The organism is Streptomyces sp. NPDC017991, from assembly GCF_044328075.1.
Taxonomy (GTDB): Bacteria; Actinomycetota; Actinomycetes; order Streptomycetales; family Streptomycetaceae; genus Streptomyces.
The window spans coordinates 504,748-521,924 of record NZ_JBIRGP010000003.1; the positions used below are offsets into that span (position 1 = coordinate 504,748).

Consider the following 17,177-nt stretch of genomic DNA (forward strand, 5'->3'; position numbering starts at 1 on the left):
GTTGCGCGCCCAGCCACATCCGGCCCGCAGCCGACGAACCCCCCTCCCCGCCGGAGGCACCGGCTACTTCGCAGAGGACGCCGCGGCTCCCACCGGCGTCCGCCTCCAACTCAACGCCCTCCAGGCCCTGTGCCGTCAGGCATTCGCGATCCGCCTCACCCTCATCGCCATAGGCGCCCCCTTCGCAACGGCGAACGCCGCCGACGGCTTCCCCCGGCACGCCGTCGTCACCGCCGCGGTCCTCGGCGTGATGGGCTCGTACGCCATGCTCCGGGACTGGGACAGATGCGCGCCCCAGCTCCTCGCCCACCCCACCCTCATGGCGGTGGACCTGGTCTTCGGCGCGATACTCCTGCTCACGGCGTCCCCCGCGTCCCCCCTCGCCTACGCGGCGGTCTGCACCCCGCTCCTCTCGGGCCTGCTGTACGGCTGGCGGGGCTCCGGGGTGTTCACGGGGCTGCAACTGGTGGTCCTGCTCACGGTGTTCAGGGCGTGGGAACACCGCCCGGGCGCCGGCGCGAGCACCCTCCTGATCGCGGGCTTCTGCGTCGCGGCGGGCGTCATCGGCGTCACCCTGCGAAACCTGATGTTCCGCTTCGGCACGGCCAGCCAGGCACTCGCGGAGGCGAACTCCCGCCTGGCGGTCGCGGAAGCCGTGGAATCGGAACGCGCCCGCCTGGCCCGGGAGATGCACGACTCCGTGGCGAAGACCCTCCACGGCCTCGCCCTGTCGGCGGAGGCCCTGGCGGTGGCGGCGGACAACGGGACGAACCCCCGGACCCTGAAGTCCCAGGCGACCGCGGTGGCGGGGGCGGCACGCAGGGCGGCGACGGAGTCCAGAGAACTCCTGGCGGACCTACGGGCCCACACGGCCATGTCCAGCCCGCCGATGGACATGGTGACGGAACTGGCCGCGAGAGTGGCGGACTTCGAGTCCCGTACGGGCATCGAGGCAACCTTCGCCCACCGGCCGGGCCCGGCCCTCGCCCTCCCCCCGGGGGCATCCCGCCAACTCCTGGCGATCGCCTCGGAGGCGCTGGAGAACACCCACCGCCACGCGAACGCCACGCACGTACGCGTGACGCTGGAGTTTGCGCGGTCCGCCCTGCGCCTGACGGTGCGGGACGACGGCACGGGCACGGCCGTCTCCCTGGACGACGTACACGTCCTGGCGAATACCGGCCATTTCGGTGTGCTGGGAATGCTGGAGCGCGCGGCATCGGTGGCCGCGGAGCTCCGGCTGCGCAGCACCGCACACGGAGGTACGGAGGTCACGCTGACCCTCCCTTGCGCCTCCACCGTCCCCGAACCCCTCTCACACTCCCCCCACGAGGAGGCCGCACATGCCTGACCAGGCACTTCCCGGCCCGCTCCTGCGAGTGCTGGTGGCCGACGACAACCCGGTCGTCCGGGCCGGTCTCGCGGCCCTGCTGAACGCCCACCCGGACATCCGGGTCGTGGCACAGGCGGCCGACGGCGCGGAGGCGATCGCCGCCGCGACCTGTCACCGCCCCGACGTGATCCTCCTGGACGTCCGCATGCCCGGCACCGACGGTCTGACCGCGCTTCCCCGGCTGGCCCGGCTGGCACCGGTGATGATGCTGACGTACAGCCGTGAACCCGAGGTGGTGGCCGAGGCGTTGCGCCGGGGCGCGGTCGGCTATCTGGTGCACGGGGAGTTCACCGCGGACGAACTGATCACCGCGGTACGGGACCTGGGCGACGGGACGGCGACCTTCACCTCGTCCGCCGTCGATGTCTCGGATTCGCTCGGTGTTTCGTACGAACCGAACCAAAACTCTTCGCACCTGCAATCAGTTGTGACACAGTCGTGGAAGGCTCGCCCCGCCTACGCGACGGGACTCCACCGCCGCGGCCACAACCGCCTGGATCACGACCTGAGTTCACGGGAGGTGGAGGTCATGGATCTCATCGCGGCCGGCATGAGCAACCAGCAGATCGCCGCCACGTGCTTCATCAGCGAGAAGACGGTGAAGAATCACATCAACCGCATCTTCGCGAAGCTGCACAGTTCTTCGCGCAGCGAAGCGATCGCCTGTTGGTTGGGCACGGCCCACGGGGGGTGGAACCGGTGACTCCGACAGGCAGAAGTTGGGCCCCTGGACCCACCCGCAGTAGGCGGGTTCTCACGTACGGTGCGCGGGACGGTAGTGGTTTTGGGTGGGAGGGAAGGGGACGTGATGGCGAGGAACTGGACGCTGAGGGCGACAGTGGGCGTGGAGCAGGCGTTGGCGACCTGGGCGCGGACCGTCTCCGCCCGGATGCACGGCCGGGACCGGGACGCGGGAGCGGGGTTCGTCGAGTACGCGGGCCTGATGATCCTCATCGCCGGAATCTTCACGCTGATCGACGGGCTCGGGCTCGACGGCCAGATCTCGGGAGCGATCGGCGACGCGGTCGCGGATGTCGTCGGCGGTGGCTGACCCGACCCGGCTTCCGCGGTGACCGGGGGTCGACACTCCCCATCTCCATCTGGCTGACGGGGATCCTGCTCTTCGCCGCGTTCGCCTTCTTCGCGTTCGCCCAGGCGGCGTCCGCCCGGAATGGAGCACAGTCCGCGGCGGACGCCGCTGCGTTGGCTGCCGCGCAGGACTCCAGGGACGAGCTGGTGGAAGGCCTGGAGGGCGCCATCGGCGTGGAGGACGACTGGCTGGACTGGCTCGACGGCGATGGATTCGACGGCGCCGGAGCCGCAGCCGCGGCCGGCCAGTTGGCCGCCGAGAACGACGCGACCGTCACGGGGTTCGGGAACTACACGGCGGCCGGCTACCCCGGTTACCAGGTGGAGATCCAGACCAACTACACGGTCGGGGACTCGATCATCCCCGGCACGGAGGGCATGCGGGCGAACGCCGATGCCGCGGCCGTCATCAAACCCCGCTGCGACTTCGACGTGCCCGACGATCCGAAGGACGTCGTCGAACTGGATTGTGGCGGCGACATTTTGGATATCGACCCCGAAGATTTCGATTTGGACGACCTTCCCGACGCGTCCGTGCTGTTCTCTGTGCAACTGGCCGAGTGAAAGGAAGCCGTACCGATGAACATTCGGCGCACCACGAAGGGCCGCACGGTACTGACCGCCGTGGCGATCACGACTGGGCTGGTCCTCACGGTGGCCGGCTGCGGTGGTGGTGGCGACGACGACAAGCCCGACAAGGCCGCGTCATCGTCCACGTCCGGCAAGAGCGACGACGACGGCAAGGACGAGGAGTCGAAGGCACCGGCGGAGAACGAGGTGCTGGCAGAGTCCAAGCAGGGGGACATCTCGCTCACCATCACGTCGGCGGTGCGTGACGAGGGGGGCTTCCTGACCGTGTCCGGCACGGTCACCAACAACGGTTCGAGGCTGTTCGTGGCGGCGGACTGGCGCGGCGACGAGAACGAGTTGCGGCAGAACGCCTCATCCGTCGCCGGGGCGAGCCTGGTCGACCAGACGGGAAAGAAGAAGTACCTCATCCTCCGCGACACCGAGGGCCGGTGCCTCTGCACGCGCTTCGTCGGCGGCGTGAAGTCGGGAGAAACGGCCGAGTGGTACGCCCAGTTCCCCGCCCCCCCCGAAGACAGCTCCAAGGTCTCCTTCCAGGTCGGGTCGATGCCCCCCGCCTCCGTACAGATCTCCGAGGGCGAGTGACCATGCCCCTCAGCCTCCGCACCACGTCGATCACCCTCACCGCCCTCACGACCCTCGTCTTCATGACGCCGCTGACCTCGGCCCACGCGGACGACGAGGACCCGAGCGCCCCGCCGGGCAGCGTCACCACGTCGCCGCCACCGGAGGTGGACGCGAACAGCCCGGGGCTCAAGCTGGCCGACGGCGCGACGCTCGCCGCCGCGCGGGTGCTCGACATCAAGTCGGTCGTCGAGGACCTCGGCGGGGAGGAGCGGCGCGAGGACACGAACGAGAAGGTGACGTTCGCGCTCCAGGCGGAGGTCCTCTTCCCGAAGGACAGCTCGAAGCTCAACCCGGAGGGGAACGCCCGCATCGCGGCGATCGCGAACGAGATCAAGTCCCAGAAGGCCACGAACGTCCGCGTCTTCGGCTTCACGGACAACCTCGGCTCGTACGCCCACGGCCTCACCCTCTCCAAGCGACGGGCGGAGGTCGTCCACGAGGAACTGGCCTCGAACCTCGGCGGAATGAACGTCACCTTCGTGGTCCGCGGCTACAGCGAGGACTACCCGATCGCGGACAACACCTCGGAACAGGGCCGCAGAAAGAACCGCCGAGTGGAGGTCACGTTCCCGAAGGAGGGCTGAGCGGGCTCGAAGGGAAGCCTGCCTCCGGTGCTGCGGGCGCTGGGCGAACCGGACACCGGACGCCTGTGACGACGCACCGGCTGAGTGATCGCAACAAACAGGTTGAGCCCCTCCCACCTCCCGGGTAGGAACAGGCCATGACCTCACTCGGTGCTGTCTTTCGGCCTCAACTGCCACCAGAACGTCTGCGAGAGCTGGCCCGCGCGGCGGACGACGCCGGGTTGGAGGAGCTCTGGCTGTGGGAGGACTGCTTCCTCGAAGGGGGCATCTCCGCCGCGGCGGCGGCCCTCGCCTGGACCGACCGGCTCCGCGTCGGAGTCGGCCTCCTCCCCGTGCCGCTGCGCAACGTGGCCGTCACCGCCATGGAGGCCGCCACCCTGCACCGGCTCTTCCCGGGCCGACCCGTGCTCGGCGTCGGCCACGGCGTACAGGACTGGATGGGGCAGGTCGGCGCACGGGCCGAGTCCCCCGTGACGCTCCTGCGCGAGTACCTCGCCGCCCTGCGCGCCCTGCTGGCCGGTGAGCGCGTCACCACGGACGGCCGGTACGTGAAGCTCGACGACGTCGCCCTCGACTGGCCCCCGCCCGCACCCGTGCCGATTCTCGCCGGAGCCACCGGCCCCCGCTCGCTCAAGCTCACCGGAGAGGCCGCGGACGGCACGATCCTCACCGCCGGCACACCCCCCGACGGCGTACGCAAGGCCCGGCAACTCATCGACGAAGGGCGCGCGTCGGCCTCCCGTACCGACGCCCCGCACTCCGTCGTCGTCTACCTCCTCACCGCCACCGGCCCCGGCGCCGCCGCCCGGCTCCACGCCGAACTGGAGGCCGAGGGCGTGGCGTCGGTCCCGGACCTCGGCGTCGCCGGGGACGCCGGCGCCGTCGCCAAGGCCGTCCAGCGCCTCACGGAGGCGGGCGCCGACACCGTCATCCTCCAGCCCACCGCCGACGAACCCGACCCCGAGGGCTTCATCCGCTTCACCGCCGAAGAGGTACGCCCCCTGGTGCCCTGAGCGACGGCTACGACGGCAACGGCCCGGCGATATGTCAGTGCCCGCTGCCAGACTCCCTCGGTATGAGCGACCACGCGCACGCACAAGCGGACGTACGGCTGAGAAACGTGGCGGAGGCCGACCTGGAGGCGTTCTTCGCGCAGGAGCAGGACACCGAGGCGACCCGCCGGTCGAGGTTCACCGCCCGGCCGCGCGGGCGCTTCATGACCCACTGGGCCACCCGCATCCTCGGCGACGACACCGTCCTCGTACGGACGGTCGACGTGGACGGCGCCCCGGCCGGCCACCTCGTCGCCTGGTGGGAGGGGAGTGGAGACGGAGACGGAGACGGCGACGGTGAGGAGGACCGGCGCTTCATCGGGTACTGGCTCGGTCGCCCCTACTGGGGCAGAGGCATCGGCACCGAGGCCCTCGCGCTCTTTCTCCGCGAGGAGAGCACCCGGCCCCTCTACGCCGACCCGTTCGCGGGGAACACCGCCTCGGTGCGCCTCCTGGAACGGCACGGCTTCCGCCACGCAGGCACGGTCCGGCACGGCGACGACGTCCACACCCTCCTCGTACTCGACCAGGCCCCGGTACAGGAGTAGCCCGGCAGGAAACCTGTCGCGACACGCACGCACCTCCTGTCACCATCGCCCGATGAGGCCCTTCCAAGAACTCGTCGCCGAAGCCGAGGCCGTCCCCACCGACGGATGGGACTTCTCGTGGTTCGAGGGACGGGCCACCGAGGAACGCCCCTCCTGGGGCTACGCGCGCGCCATGGGAGAGCGCCTCGCCGAGGCGGACGCGGCTCTCGACATCCAGACCGGCGGCGGCGAAGTGCTGGCCTCCGCGCCGAAGTTGCCTAGGCTCACCGTCGCCACCGAGGGCTGGCCCCCGAACGTCGCCAAGGCCACCGCCCTGCTCCATCCGCTCGGCGCGGTCGTCGTCGCCGCCCCGGAGGACGCCCCGCTGCCGTTCGGCGACCAGGCCTTCGACCTCGTCGTGAGCCGGCACCCGGTGACGCCGCACTGGACGGAGATCGCCCGCGTCCTCAAGCCGGGCGGTACGTACTTCGCCCAGCACGTGGGCCCCGGCAGCGTCTTCGAGATCATCGAGTACTTCCTCGGCCCGCAGCCGGAAGCCGGGCGCGACGACCGCCGGCCCGACCGCGAGCGCGCCGACGCCGAGGCGGCCGGCCTGCGGATCGTCGACCTGCGGGCGGCGCGGCTGAGGATGGAGTTCCACGACATCGGGGCCGTCGTGCACTTCCTGCGGAAGGTGGTGTGGATGGTGCCCGGCTTCACCGTGGACCGGTACCGGGCCCGGCTGCTGAGCCTGCATGAACGGATCGAAACCGAGGGCCCGTTCGTGGCCCACAGCACCCGCCACCTCTTCGAGGCCCGCAAGCCCCCTGCCTGACCGCTAACCGTTCACCGCCGACCGCCGCACCCTCAGAAGGCGGTCACGCCTCGTCCCGCAGCCCCAGCCGCAGATGCTCCACGTGATGCAGCGCCTGCTCCAGCAGCTCCGCCACATGGTGGTCGTACAGCGCGTACACGATCGACCGTCCGCGCCGCTCTCCCGTGACGAGCCCCAGATTCCGCAGCAGCCGCAGCTGGTGGGAGCACGCCGACTGCTCCAGGTCCGCCGCCTCGGCGAGTTCGCCGACCGCGCACGGACCCTCCCGCAGACGCGCCAGGATGCGCAGCCGGGAAGGCGTGGCCAGGGCCTGGAGCGTCGCCGCGACGTCCGCGGCGCCCACGGCGTCCAGACGGTCGCGGATGCTGCTCTGCGCATCCACTCCATGACCCATGCCGCCATCGTAGCGAGACGACCGCCCCAGCCATCGAAATCCATCGGCATAAATGAAGACGTATTCATGTGTTCCTGTATGGTGGCGCTCGTGCAGCCCGCCGACACCCGCCTCCTCGCCCTGCCCGAAGCCCGCTGGGCCGCCGTCTCCACGGCGGCCTTCCTGCTCGCGCTCCCGCTCCAACTGCTCGGCGGAACCGCCTGGCTGTGGGGCCCGCTGTACGCCGCCGCCTACCTGGCCGGCGGCTGGGAACCCGCGCTCGAAGGGCTCAGGGCGCTGCGCGGGAAGACCCTCGACGTCGATCTGCTGATGATCGTCGCGGCGCTCGGCGCGGCCTCGATCGGCCAGGTCATGGACGGCGCGCTGCTCATCGTCATCTTCGCCACCTCGGGCGCGATGGAGGCCCTGGCCACCGCCCGCACCGAGGACAGCGTCCGCGGCCTCCTCGGTCTGGCACCCCCGACGGCCACCCAGCTGCACCCCGTGAGGGGCGCGGAGGGAGAGGGGGAGAGGGAGGAGACCGTCGAGGCGGGCGCGCTCGCCATCGGGGACGTGATCCTCGTACGCCCCGGTGAGCGCGTCGGAGCCGACGGCCGCGTCCTCGACGGCGCGAGCGACATCGACCAGGCGACCATCACCGGCGAACCCCTGCCCGTACCGAAGGCGGTCGGCGACGAGGTCTTCGCCGGGACCCTGAACGGGACCGGCGCCCTGCGCGTCCGCGTCGAGCGCGACCCCTCCGACACGGTCATCGCGCGGGTCGTCGCCCTCGTCGAGGAGGCGTCCCGCACGAAGGCCCCCACCCAGCTCTTCGTCGAGCGGATCGAACACCGCTACGCGCTCGGCATGGTGGCCGCGACCGTCCTCGTCTTCGCCGTCCCGCTCGCCTTCGGCGCCGACCTCACCGGGGCGCTCCTGCGCGCCATGACCTTCATGATCGTCGCGTCCCCGTGCGCGGTGGTCCTGGCGACGATGCCGCCGCTCCTGTCGGCCATCGCCAACGCGGGCCGCCACGGAGTGCTCATCAAGTCCGCCGTCGTGATGGAACGCCTCGGGCAGACCGACCGGATCGCCTACGACAAGACCGGCACGCTGACCGAAGGCACGCCCCACCTCACCAAGATCCTCCCCGAACCCGGCTTCTCGGAGAACGAGCTGCTCCTCCTCGCGGCAGCCGCCGAGCACCGCAGCGAGCACCCGCTGGCCCGCGCGATCGTGGCCGCCGCGCGCGAACTCCCGCGCGGCGAGAGCCCAGGTCAGGCGTACGACTTCCGGTCCGCGCCCGGATGCGGAGTCACCGCGACCGTCGCCGGACGCGAGGTGGCGGTCGGTTCGCCCGAGCGTCTCGGCGAGGGGGCGGCGGTCCCCGACACCGACGGCACGGCGGTCGTGGTGCGCGTGGACGGCGTACGCGCCGGCTGGCTGCTCCTCGCCGACCGGCTCCGCCCCGGCGCCCCCGCCGCCGTCACCGCGCTGAACCGCCTCACCACCGCCCCGCCCGTCCTCCTCACCGGCGACAACCCCCGGGCGGCCCACGCGGTGGCCGAGCGGACCGGCATCCCCTCCGACGGCGTACGTGCCGGCCTGCTCCCGCACGAGAAGGCCGAAGCGGTACGGGACCTGGGCGGCCGGGTGCTCCTTGTCGGCGACGGGGTGAACGACGCCCCCGCCCTGGCCGCCGCCCACACCGGCATCGCGATGGGCCGGGCGGGTTCGGACCTGGCCCTGGAGACCGCGGACGGCGTGCTCGTCCACGACGACCTCACCGCCGTCCCCAAGGCGGTGGCCCTCTCCCGCCGCGCCCGGCGCCTGGTCGTCCAGAACCTGTGCCTGGCGGGGGCGTTCATCGGGGTCCTGGTGGTCTGGGACCTGGCCGGCCACCTGCCGCTGCCCCTCGGCGTCGCGGGCCACGAGGGCTCCACGATCCTGGTCGGGCTCAACGGCCTGCGTCTGCTGCGGGAGAGCGCCTGGCGCGAGTAGGCCCCCGACCGGCTGCCCGAGCTGTCCGCCGTGGGCTCCTCAGCCGGTCAGGCGTGCGCCCCGGCCGTCACCTTTCCCACCACCAGTTCCGGCTCCGCCTCCAGGATCCGGCCCACCCGCTCGACCTGCTCGCCCAGCTCACTCTCCTGCGCGCCGGTCAGCCGCTGCAGCGGCTCCACCGTCACCGTCGTCCGCCTCCCGCGCCGCCGCTGGTGCCAGACCCCCGCGACCACCCCGTCGACGAGAAGCACGGGGAAGTTTCCCGCCTGCCCGCCGGCCAGGGCCCGCTGGTAGGCGGCGCCGGGGAACATCCGCTCACGCGGCTGGGCGGCGACGGCGTACGCGTCGAAGTAGGGGAGGAGCCGCACGCCCCGTACGGCGCCGGTGGGGAAGGCGGTGTCGCCCGCCACCACCCAGGCGGGCGTCCCCTCGAAGTCGACCTCCTCGATCCCGCCGGACGCGGCCAGCGACGAGAAGAGGGTGGCGGCCCAACCCCGGGGCGCGGCGGCCCACTTGGCGAAGTGCTGCGGCGTCGCGGGACCGTACGCGCGCAGATAGTGGCGTACGAGGGTGGCGAGAGCCTCGTCGGCGGGGAGCGGGTCGAAGTGCGGCGGGCGGGTGTAGGTGGCCTTGCGGCCCCGGTCGGGGGCGAAGCACAGGGCGCCGGACTGGCCCGCGCGGTGCATCACCTGGCGCCAGCGCGGCCACTTTCCCTGGAACGCCTCCATCACCGGATCCCCGGCCCACGGCCCGGTGCGGGCCACGACCTCCTCGGACAGCTCGTCGATGGTCAGCCGTCGTCCGTCGAGGGCGTCGCCGACCGCGGCGACGACCTGCTCCTCCTGTGCGGCGGTCATGCGCACCGCCGGGTTCGGGCTCTTACCGCGCGGCACGGCGGTCAGGGCGGCGGTCCAGAAGGGGAGTTCGTCGGCGGCGAGGAGATGGATCGTGCCCCGCGGGCCGTACGTCTTCACCAGGCTCAGGTCGTCCCACAGCGCCGACCGCACGTCCTGGCGGGTCGCGCCGTCGAGCCGCAGGGCCAGGGAGAGCTCGGCCGCCGACAGGACCTGCGCGTGCACGGCGAGCAGCGTGGACGCGACCGCGGCGACGGGTGTCCCGGACCGCGCGGACAGGTGCAGCAGCTGACGCCCGTGGCGCCGCGCGCTCGCCTCGTCCCAGCTGACCTTCGTGATCCTCGATGTCATGGCGGCGACGCTAGAGGGGAATTAGGCCAGATCCTGGCCGCTGTAGCCGGTGGTCGGCACAGCCCACCGTCCGTATACGGGCGAATGGAGGCAATCAGCCCATGGCGGAAATTACCTGCTGTAAACACTCAAGAAACAGCAAAGAGTGCCATTTTCCCCTCGGGGCCAGAAGGGGGCCGGCTGCAAAAACCCCTGAAACACTCACAGAGTTTCCACATCGTTATGCCGATTGGCTCATTCTGCTCTGCGGGGTCCCGTAAGTTCGGTCCAAGACGATTCGCGCCAGCAAAGCCGCGCGGGCGGGCACCGCGCTGCGGAGGGGGCTGCGCGGTGCCCGCCCCTCCCCTTGTCCACCGCGGGCGGGGGTGGTCGTCGCCCGGCCGCGTCACTCTTGGGGCGTACGTCCGAGGCGGATGGGTCAACGCCTCATATCCTCGTGCGAACCCCCTGGTTCTCTTCGAATTCTCCTCGTTCTCCTTCGAATTCGCTGTGAATCGGCCATGATCTGCCACTGAATGAACGCTTCCACTCCCACTCAGGCGTTGTCGGCCGACTCCGGAGAGTAGTTGTGGCACGCCGATGCGCGCGACATCACTTACGAAGGGTTATGGTGGAAACCCCCCCTCGGGCCGGTCCGTCTCCCCCCCACGGACCGGCCCGTTTTTTTGTGCGCCGACACGCGCCGGGCGTACGCCCCACAGTCGCCGTCGTGCCGAACCGCCCGCCCCGCCCGCGGCCCGCGCCCGCCCCCGCTCCCGGTCCGCCCATCGGCCGGGAGGCCTTGTACCCCTAGGGGGAGGGGCGCTCCGGCGGGGGTAGGGTGTCGCCCTCGGGGACTGCCATCTGCACGGAGGGGCTGACGAAAACGTGAACCTGCGCGACAACCTGCGCCGCTTGCTGGTCAGGTTCTATGCACGCAGGGTGGAAGGCCACCTTGACCACGACCAGGTGCCCAAGCACATCGGGGTCATCATGGACGGCAACCGGCGCTGGGCGAAGGCCGCCGGCAGCACCGCCGCCCAGGGGCACCGGGCCGGAGCCCACAAGATCGAGGAATTCCTCGGCTGGTGCTCCGAGACCGACGTCGAGGTCGTCACCCTCTGGCTGTTGTCCACGGACAACTTCGACCGCCCGGAGGAAGAACTCGTACCGCTGCTCGGCATCATCGAGAACGTCGTGAGCTCCCTCGCCGCCGACGGCCGCTGGCGCGTGCACCACGTCGGCACGCCCGACATCCTGCCCGCGCGGATGCAGACCGTCCTGAAGGAGGCCGAGGAGTCCACCGCGCACGTCGGCGGAATACTCGTCAACGTCGCCATCGGCTACGGCGGCCGGCAGGAGATCGCCGACGCCGTGCGCTCGATGATCCTCGACCACGCCGACAAGGGCACCTCCTTGGAGAAACTCGCCGAGGACGTCAGCGTCGACATGATCGGCAAGCACCTCTACACCAGCGACCAGCCCGACCCCGACCTCGTGATCCGTACGAGCGGCGAGCAGCGGCTGTCCGGATTCATGCTCTGGCAGACGGCCCACTCCGAGTACTACTTCTGCGAGGTCTTCTGGCCGGCCTTCCGCAAGGTCGACTTCCTGCGCGCCCTGCGCGACTACGCGGCCCGCCACCGGCGCTACGGCGGATGAGGGACTGAGGCGGCCCCGCCGCCGGGGGCTGCCGCGGGACCGGGAATTGGTCCTTTGGGGTGGAAGTAATGAGGAGTTCACCAGGGCGCCGCCATGTGTGCTGGCATGGCATGGCTCGTTCGAGGGCATAAAGCCTCCAGGTCGACGCCCGAATCACGGGTGTCGGATCTCAGCGGACGGCACGGGGCCGTCCGCCCGGGAGGCCCTTTGCACCAGCGCGACCGTGCGGTCAGTACGGACGAGGCGGAGGGCCGGTTCACGGCCCGTGCATCGGTGCCGGAAACCGGTCCACCTCTCCTCCGTCGCTCCCCGACCTCATCCGAGGGGGTACGTCCTTCCGTGGTGACCAGCACAAAGCGCCGTATGCCAGACCGGCGCACCTATGTTCTCGACACCAGCGTCCTGCTGGCCGACCCGCACGCCATGAACCGCTTCGACGAGCACGAAGTAGTGCTGCCGATCGTCGTGGTCACGGAATTGGAGGCCAAGCGGCACCATCCCGAACTCGGCTACTTCGCCCGGCAGGCCCTGCGTCTGCTCGACGAGTTCCGGGTGAAATATGGCCGTCTCGACGCCCCGATCCCCACGGGGGAGTTGGGCGGAACGGTCCGTGTCGAGCTCAATCACTCGGACCCCAGCGTGCTGCCGAGCGGCTATCGCCTGGGGGACAACGACTCCCGCATCCTCGCGGTCGCCCGCAATCTGCAGGCGGAAGGTTTCGACGTCACGGTCGTGTCGAAGGACCTCCCGCTGAGGATCAAGGCCTCCTCGGTCGGGCTCCTCGCCGAGGAGTACCGGGCGGAACTCGCCATCACGGGCTCCTCCGGCTGGACCGGAATGTCCGAACTGACGCTCTCCGGCGAGCAGGTGGACCTCCTCTTCGACCAGGAGAGCCTGTACGTCCCCGAGGCGTCGGACTTCCCCGTCCACACGGGTCTGATGATCCAGTCCGAGCGCGGCAAGGCGCTGGGACGTGTGACGGCCGAGGGCAACGTCCGGCTCGTACGCGGCGACAGGGAGGCCTTCGGTATCAAGGGCCGCAGCGCGGAGCAGCGCATCGCGCTGGATCTGCTGCTGGACCCGGACATCGGGATCGTGTCGATGGGTGGCCGGGCCGGCACCGGAAAGTCGGCGCTCGCCCTGTGCGCGGGCCTGGAGGCCGTGCTCGAACGGCGCCAGCACCAGAAGGTGATGGTCTTCCGGCCGCTGTACGCGGTCGGCGGGCAGGAGCTGGGCTATCTGCCCGGTTCCGAGTCCGAGAAGATGGGCCCCTGGGCGCAGGCGGTCTTCGACACGCTGTCCGCGGTCACCAGCCGCGAGGTCATCGAGGAGATCACCGCGCGCGGCATGCTGGAGGTCCTGCCGCTCACGCACATCCGAGGCCGCTCCCTCCACGACGCGTTCGTGATCGTGGACGAGGCGCAATCCCTGGAACGGAACGTCCTGCTGACCGTTCTGTCCCGAATCGGCTCGAATTCACGGGTGATCCTGACCCATGACGTGGCCCAGCGGGACAACCTCAGGGTCGGGCGGTACGACGGAGTGGTGGCCGTCGTCGAGAAACTGAAGGGGCATCCGCTCTTCGCGCACGTCACACTCACCCGGTCCGAGCGGTCCCAGATTGCCGCCCTTGTGACCGAAATGCTGGAGGACGGACAGATCTGATACCGGCTGCCCCCACCCGTCCGGGTCTGTCCGACGGGTGGTGGCTGCACGGTAGTTGGCGCCGTCCGGCAAAGGCGAAGAGCCTAGCCGGGCGGCGTCGTCGTGCGCCCTCGTTTCCGAAAAACTTCTGAGGCAAACGAGGTGTGAGCTTTCACACCCGGCACAGAATTGCCTCCCGGCGCCGGGGTGCGGCAGAGTCTCATTCCTGTCAGGCCCCGCATACGACACAGCTGTACCCCCAGCGGCACAGCACAGCAAGAACCTCAGAACTCCATAACGCCGTCGTATGCCGCCCGCGCACCAAGCGGCGCTCCCCGCAAGGGAGTTGCCCACCGGGCCCGTGCCTCCCGTGACCCCGCAGTTGGGAGGCCAGTGCCAGGGGCAAGATTGCGTCCGCGAGGGTCACCTGTAGCGGTCGATGCTGGAAGGAAACCGTGTGAGCCGGATTTCGGTCCGTGGGCTCGCAGTGGCCTCGGCCACCGCAGTCACCGCCGTCGGCGCTGTTACCGGTGTTGCCTCGGGCAGCACCGCACCGGCGAGCGATGACGCCGAGGCAACGGCGAGCGGCGCCACGCTCCTCGCGGACATCCCCGCGGGCGCGCAGGCGCAGGTGCAGACCGCCTCTCTGACTCAGCAGGCCGACTCCCAGGCCATCGCGGCTGACGCGACAGCCAAGAAGGACGCCGAGGCAGCCGCGCGCAAGCAGGCGGCCAAGGACGCGGTCGCCAAGCAGAAGGCCGCGGAAGCCGCTGAGAAGGCCGAGAAGGAGGCGAAGGAGCGCAAGGAGACCGAGAAGGTCGCCAGCCGCTCCGCCACGCGTGACGCCTCCAGCTTCACGGTCAAGGCGTCGTACACCGCCGCCGAGGTCCAGGAGATGGCCCGCCAGCTCGTCCCGGCGGACCAGTTCGCGTGCTTCAGCCGGATCGTCGACCACGAGTCCAGCTGGAACTACCAGGCGGACAATCCCACCTCCGACGCGTACGGCCTCATGCAGGCCCTGCCGGGTTCGAAGATGTCCTCGGCCGGTGCCGACTGGGCGACCAACCCGGCGACGCAGATCAAGTGGGGCCTGAGCTACATGGACGGCCGCTACGGCAGCCCGTGCGGCGCCTGGGACTTCTGGCAGGCCAACAACTACTACTGAGTCGTCTGCGGCTCAACCTCGCGGAGCCCTTCACCGTCCTACGGTGAGGGGCTTCTGCCATGTACGGTCGATGCCGACGACTCCAGGGACTCCAGGGAGGAGTGGTGGGGAGCAACGGGGGAAGAGGACGGGTCATGTCGCGAGTGCCAGGTTGGTTCGGCCGGATCGGTGCCGGCCTCACCGAAGTGGGAGAGCGGCTGGACGCGCGCCGCGCGGCAGCCGAGAAGGACGACGAGATCGACAAGGACGAAGCGGTCGGTACGGATTCCTCGTCCTCGTCCCTGTCGGGGTCGTCCCCCGCGGGCACGGTCGCCCACGTCCGCCCGGATCCCGCCACCGCCGTCCCGTGGGGGATGCGGGTCGCCGCCGAGGCCGGCTGGCGGCTGCTCGTCCTCGCGGGCACCGTCTGGGTGCTGATGCGCGTCATCAGCGCCGTACAACTGGTCGTCCTGGCCTTCGTCTCCGCGCTGCTCATCACGGCCCTGCTCCAGCCCACGGTCGCCCGGCTGCGCAGATACGGGTTCCCGCGCGGCCTCGCCACCGCGCTCACCGCGATCCTCGGCTTCGTCGTCATGGGGCTGGTCGGATGGTTCGTGGTCTGGCAGGTCATGGAGAACATCAACAACCTCGCCGACCAGATCCAGGACGGCATCGACGAGCTGCAGCGCTGGCTGCTGAACAGCCCGTTCCACGTCACCGAGGACCAGATCAAGGACATCGCCAAGAGCCTGCGCGAGGCGGTCGGGGCGAACACCGAGGAGATCACGTCCGCGGGGCTCGAAGGCGTCACCGTCATCGTCGAGGCGCTCACCGGCATCCTCCTGACGATGTTCTCCACGCTCTTCCTCCTCTACGACGGCAAGCGCATCTGGGAGTGGACGCTCAAGCTGGTCCCGGCGGCGGCGCGTCCAGGAGTGGCGGGAGCGGGACCGCGGGCCTGGCGCACCCTCACCGCGTACGTCCGCGGCACGGTGATAGTCGCCCTGATCGACGCCACCTTCATCGGTCTCGGCATCTTCTTCCTCGACGTCCCGATGGCCGTCCCGCTCGCCGTCTTCATCTTCCTCGGCGCCTTCATCCCGCTCGTCGGCGCCGTCATCTCCGGGGCGCTGGCGGTGGTCGTCGCCCTCGTGACCCAGGGCGTCTTCACTGCGGTCATGACCCTGGCCGTGGTGCTGGCCGTCCAGCAGATCGAGGGGCACATCCTGCAGCCGTTCATCCTCGGGCGGGCGGTGCGGGTGCATCCGCTGGCCGTCGTCCTGTCCGTGGCGGCGGGGGGGATGGTCGCGGGGATCGGCGGCGCGGTGGTCGCCGTGCCGCTCGTCGCGGTCACCAACACGGTGGTGGGGTACTTGCGTTCCCACTCGCGTGAGGCGGCGCTGCGGCACTCGCCGGGGCCGCACGGTTCCACGGCGACGTCCGAAACCCCGCCCCCGACGGACGCGCCACCGCTGGTGTAGGACCTTTCTCCGCCCTTACCTGACTCGGGGGCGCTGCCCCCGAACCCCCGGTCCTCAAACGCCGGACGGGCTGAGATGTCCCCGGACCGGCGGACACCATCCAGCCCGTCCGGCGTTTGAGGACAAAGGGGGGCGAGGGGGCGCAGCCCCCATCCAGTGACGGGAAGGGTAGGGGCGGCGGGGGCGGAACAAACTACTGCGTCAGGATCGCCTCGGCGTCCAGCGTGACCCCCACCGCCTGCACCACCGCCGCGATCTTGAACGCCTCCTGGATCGTCTCCCGGTCGACACCCGCCTTACGAAGAACCCGCTCATGCGAGTCAAGACACTGCCCGCACGCATTGATCGCGGACACGGCGAGCGACCACAGCTCGAAGTCGACCTTCTCCACACCCGGGTTACCGATGACGTTCATCCGGAGCCCGGCCGGCAGCGTCCCGTACTCCGGGTCGGACAGCAGATGCCGCGTGCGGTGGAAGACGTTGTTCATCGCCATGACCGCCGCGGCGGACTTCGCCGCCGTGTACGCCTCGGGCGAGAGCTTCGCGTTCGCCTCCTCCTCCAGTTCCCGCAGCACCCGCGGCGACCGCGAGGCGATGGCGCACACGAGCACCGTGCCCCACAACTGCTGCCGCGTAAGGTCGGAGTCGCCGATGACCGAACCGAGGTTCAGCCGGAGGTCCTTGGCGTAGTCCGGAATCGCGGACTTCAGCGCGTCGAGGGACATGGGTCACTCACCGGCCGGCAGCTCGACCGGGTCGAGAGTGGTCTCGCCCTTGGTCCGGTCGCACGGGCACAGCTCGTCGGTCCGCAGCGCGTCCAGGCCCCGCAGGACCTCCATGGGGGCGGCACGCTCGGCGAAGCCGTCGTCGAGCTTCCCGAAGGCCGCGATCTCTGTCAGGACGAACTCCTCGCTCTTCGCCGGCGAGACACAGGCAGTCAGATCGAACTCGGGGAACCTGTCACCGAAAGTGAGCACGCGCTCTCCTCGTA

18 protein-coding genes are annotated in these 17,177 nt (G+C 70.5%); 14 read left to right on the forward strand and 4 right to left on the reverse strand.

The features are described from left to right. Position 1 precedes the first annotated feature (1 nt). From ACH4DZ_RS10750 to ACH4DZ_RS10790, 9 genes are all read left to right on the forward strand, one after another. Positions 2-1,351: a sensor histidine kinase gene (locus tag ACH4DZ_RS10750; RefSeq protein WP_398286666.1), complete on the forward strand. Its 1,350-nt coding sequence runs from the start codon at positions 2-4 to the stop codon at positions 1,349-1,351. Continuing rightward, positions 1,344-2,096, forward strand: coding sequence for a response regulator (locus ACH4DZ_RS10755; RefSeq protein ID WP_398286667.1), 753 nt, complete (start codon positions 1,344-1,346; stop codon positions 2,094-2,096). The genes ACH4DZ_RS10750 and ACH4DZ_RS10755 overlap by 8 nt, the downstream gene beginning before the upstream one ends. A 105-nt stretch (positions 2,097-2,201) precedes the next feature. After that, positions 2,202-2,444 (forward strand): hypothetical protein, encoded by a 243-nt coding sequence (locus ACH4DZ_RS10760; RefSeq protein WP_398286668.1) that lies wholly within the window; start codon positions 2,202-2,204, stop codon positions 2,442-2,444. Next, positions 2,441-3,046, forward strand: coding sequence for a pilus assembly protein TadG-related protein (locus ACH4DZ_RS10765; protein WP_398287068.1), 606 nt, complete (start codon positions 2,441-2,443; stop codon positions 3,044-3,046). Before ACH4DZ_RS10760 ends, ACH4DZ_RS10765 begins: the two co-directional genes overlap by 4 nt. A gap of 15 nt (positions 3,047-3,061) precedes the next feature. Beyond that, entirely contained in the window at positions 3,062-3,655 is a 594-nt protein-coding gene (locus ACH4DZ_RS10770) for a hypothetical protein (protein WP_398286669.1), read from the forward strand. Positions 3,656-3,657: 2 nt separating this feature from the next. Next, positions 3,658-4,281: an OmpA family protein gene (locus tag ACH4DZ_RS10775; protein WP_398286670.1), complete on the forward strand. Its 624-nt coding sequence runs from the start codon at positions 3,658-3,660 to the stop codon at positions 4,279-4,281. A 137-nt stretch (positions 4,282-4,418) separates the two neighbouring features. Then, a complete protein-coding gene (locus tag ACH4DZ_RS10780; RefSeq protein ID WP_398286671.1) occupies positions 4,419-5,294 on the forward strand; it encodes an LLM class flavin-dependent oxidoreductase in 876 nt (291 codons plus the stop codon). A 62-nt stretch (positions 5,295-5,356) separates the two neighbouring features. Beyond that, positions 5,357-5,881 (forward strand): GNAT family N-acetyltransferase, encoded by a 525-nt coding sequence (locus ACH4DZ_RS10785; RefSeq protein ID WP_398286672.1) that lies wholly within the window; start codon positions 5,357-5,359, stop codon positions 5,879-5,881. Positions 5,882-5,933: 52 nt separating this feature from the next. After that, positions 5,934-6,695 carry a class I SAM-dependent methyltransferase gene (locus ACH4DZ_RS10790; RefSeq protein ID WP_398286673.1) on the forward strand — a complete coding sequence of 254 codons (762 nt, stop codon included), beginning with the start codon at positions 5,934-5,936 and terminating at the stop codon, positions 6,693-6,695. 43 nt (positions 6,696-6,738) lie between these two features. On the opposite strand, the gene ACH4DZ_RS10795 is transcribed toward ACH4DZ_RS10790, so the two are convergent. After that, positions 6,739-7,089, reverse strand: a complete 351-nt coding sequence (locus ACH4DZ_RS10795) for an ArsR/SmtB family transcription factor (RefSeq protein ID WP_398286674.1) — start codon at positions 7,087-7,089, stop codon at positions 6,739-6,741. Positions 7,090-7,155: 66 nt separating this feature from the next. Between ACH4DZ_RS10795 and ACH4DZ_RS10800 the strand changes: the two genes are divergently transcribed. After that, positions 7,156-9,069 (forward strand): heavy metal translocating P-type ATPase, encoded by a 1,914-nt coding sequence (locus ACH4DZ_RS10800; protein ID WP_398286675.1) that lies wholly within the window; start codon positions 7,156-7,158, stop codon positions 9,067-9,069. 47 nt (positions 9,070-9,116) lie between these two features. Here ACH4DZ_RS10800 and ACH4DZ_RS10805 read toward each other — a convergent pair whose 3' ends face one another. Next, a complete protein-coding gene (locus ACH4DZ_RS10805) occupies positions 9,117-10,274 on the reverse strand; it encodes a winged helix DNA-binding domain-containing protein (RefSeq protein WP_398286676.1) in 1,158 nt (385 codons plus the stop codon). 867 nt (positions 10,275-11,141) lie between these two features. On the opposite strand from ACH4DZ_RS10805, the gene ACH4DZ_RS10810 reads away from it, so the two are divergent. The 4 genes from ACH4DZ_RS10810 (at position 11,142) to ACH4DZ_RS10825 (ending at position 16,184) form a co-directional block, all read left to right on the forward strand. Beyond that, the gene (locus tag ACH4DZ_RS10810; protein ID WP_398286677.1) at positions 11,142-11,915 is read left to right on the forward strand and encodes an isoprenyl transferase; all 774 of its coding nucleotides are present in this window, start codon (positions 11,142-11,144) and stop codon (positions 11,913-11,915) included. Between the two features lie 339 nt (positions 11,916-12,254). Next, positions 12,255-13,580, forward strand: a complete 1,326-nt coding sequence (locus ACH4DZ_RS10815) for a PhoH family protein (RefSeq protein WP_107020261.1) — start codon at positions 12,255-12,257, stop codon at positions 13,578-13,580. Between the two features lie 418 nt (positions 13,581-13,998). Beyond that, positions 13,999-14,724 (forward strand): lytic transglycosylase domain-containing protein, encoded by a 726-nt coding sequence (locus ACH4DZ_RS10820; RefSeq protein WP_398286678.1) that lies wholly within the window; start codon positions 13,999-14,001, stop codon positions 14,722-14,724. 134 nt (positions 14,725-14,858) lie between these two features. Next, positions 14,859-16,184: an AI-2E family transporter gene (locus tag ACH4DZ_RS10825; protein ID WP_398286679.1), complete on the forward strand. Its 1,326-nt coding sequence runs from the start codon at positions 14,859-14,861 to the stop codon at positions 16,182-16,184. A 193-nt stretch (positions 16,185-16,377) separates the two neighbouring features. Here the strand turns inward: ACH4DZ_RS10825 and ACH4DZ_RS10830 are convergent, their stop codons facing one another. Together ACH4DZ_RS10830 and ACH4DZ_RS10835 are read right to left on the reverse strand one after the other, a co-directional pair. Next, complete coding sequence (locus tag ACH4DZ_RS10830) at positions 16,378-16,911, reverse strand: alkyl hydroperoxide reductase (RefSeq protein WP_398286680.1); 534 nt, start codon at positions 16,909-16,911, stop codon at positions 16,378-16,380. Between the two features lie 3 nt (positions 16,912-16,914). Next, positions 16,915-17,163 (reverse strand): hypothetical protein, encoded by a 249-nt coding sequence (locus tag ACH4DZ_RS10835; protein ID WP_398286681.1) that lies wholly within the window; start codon positions 17,161-17,163, stop codon positions 16,915-16,917. Positions 17,164-17,177 lie beyond the last annotated feature (14 nt).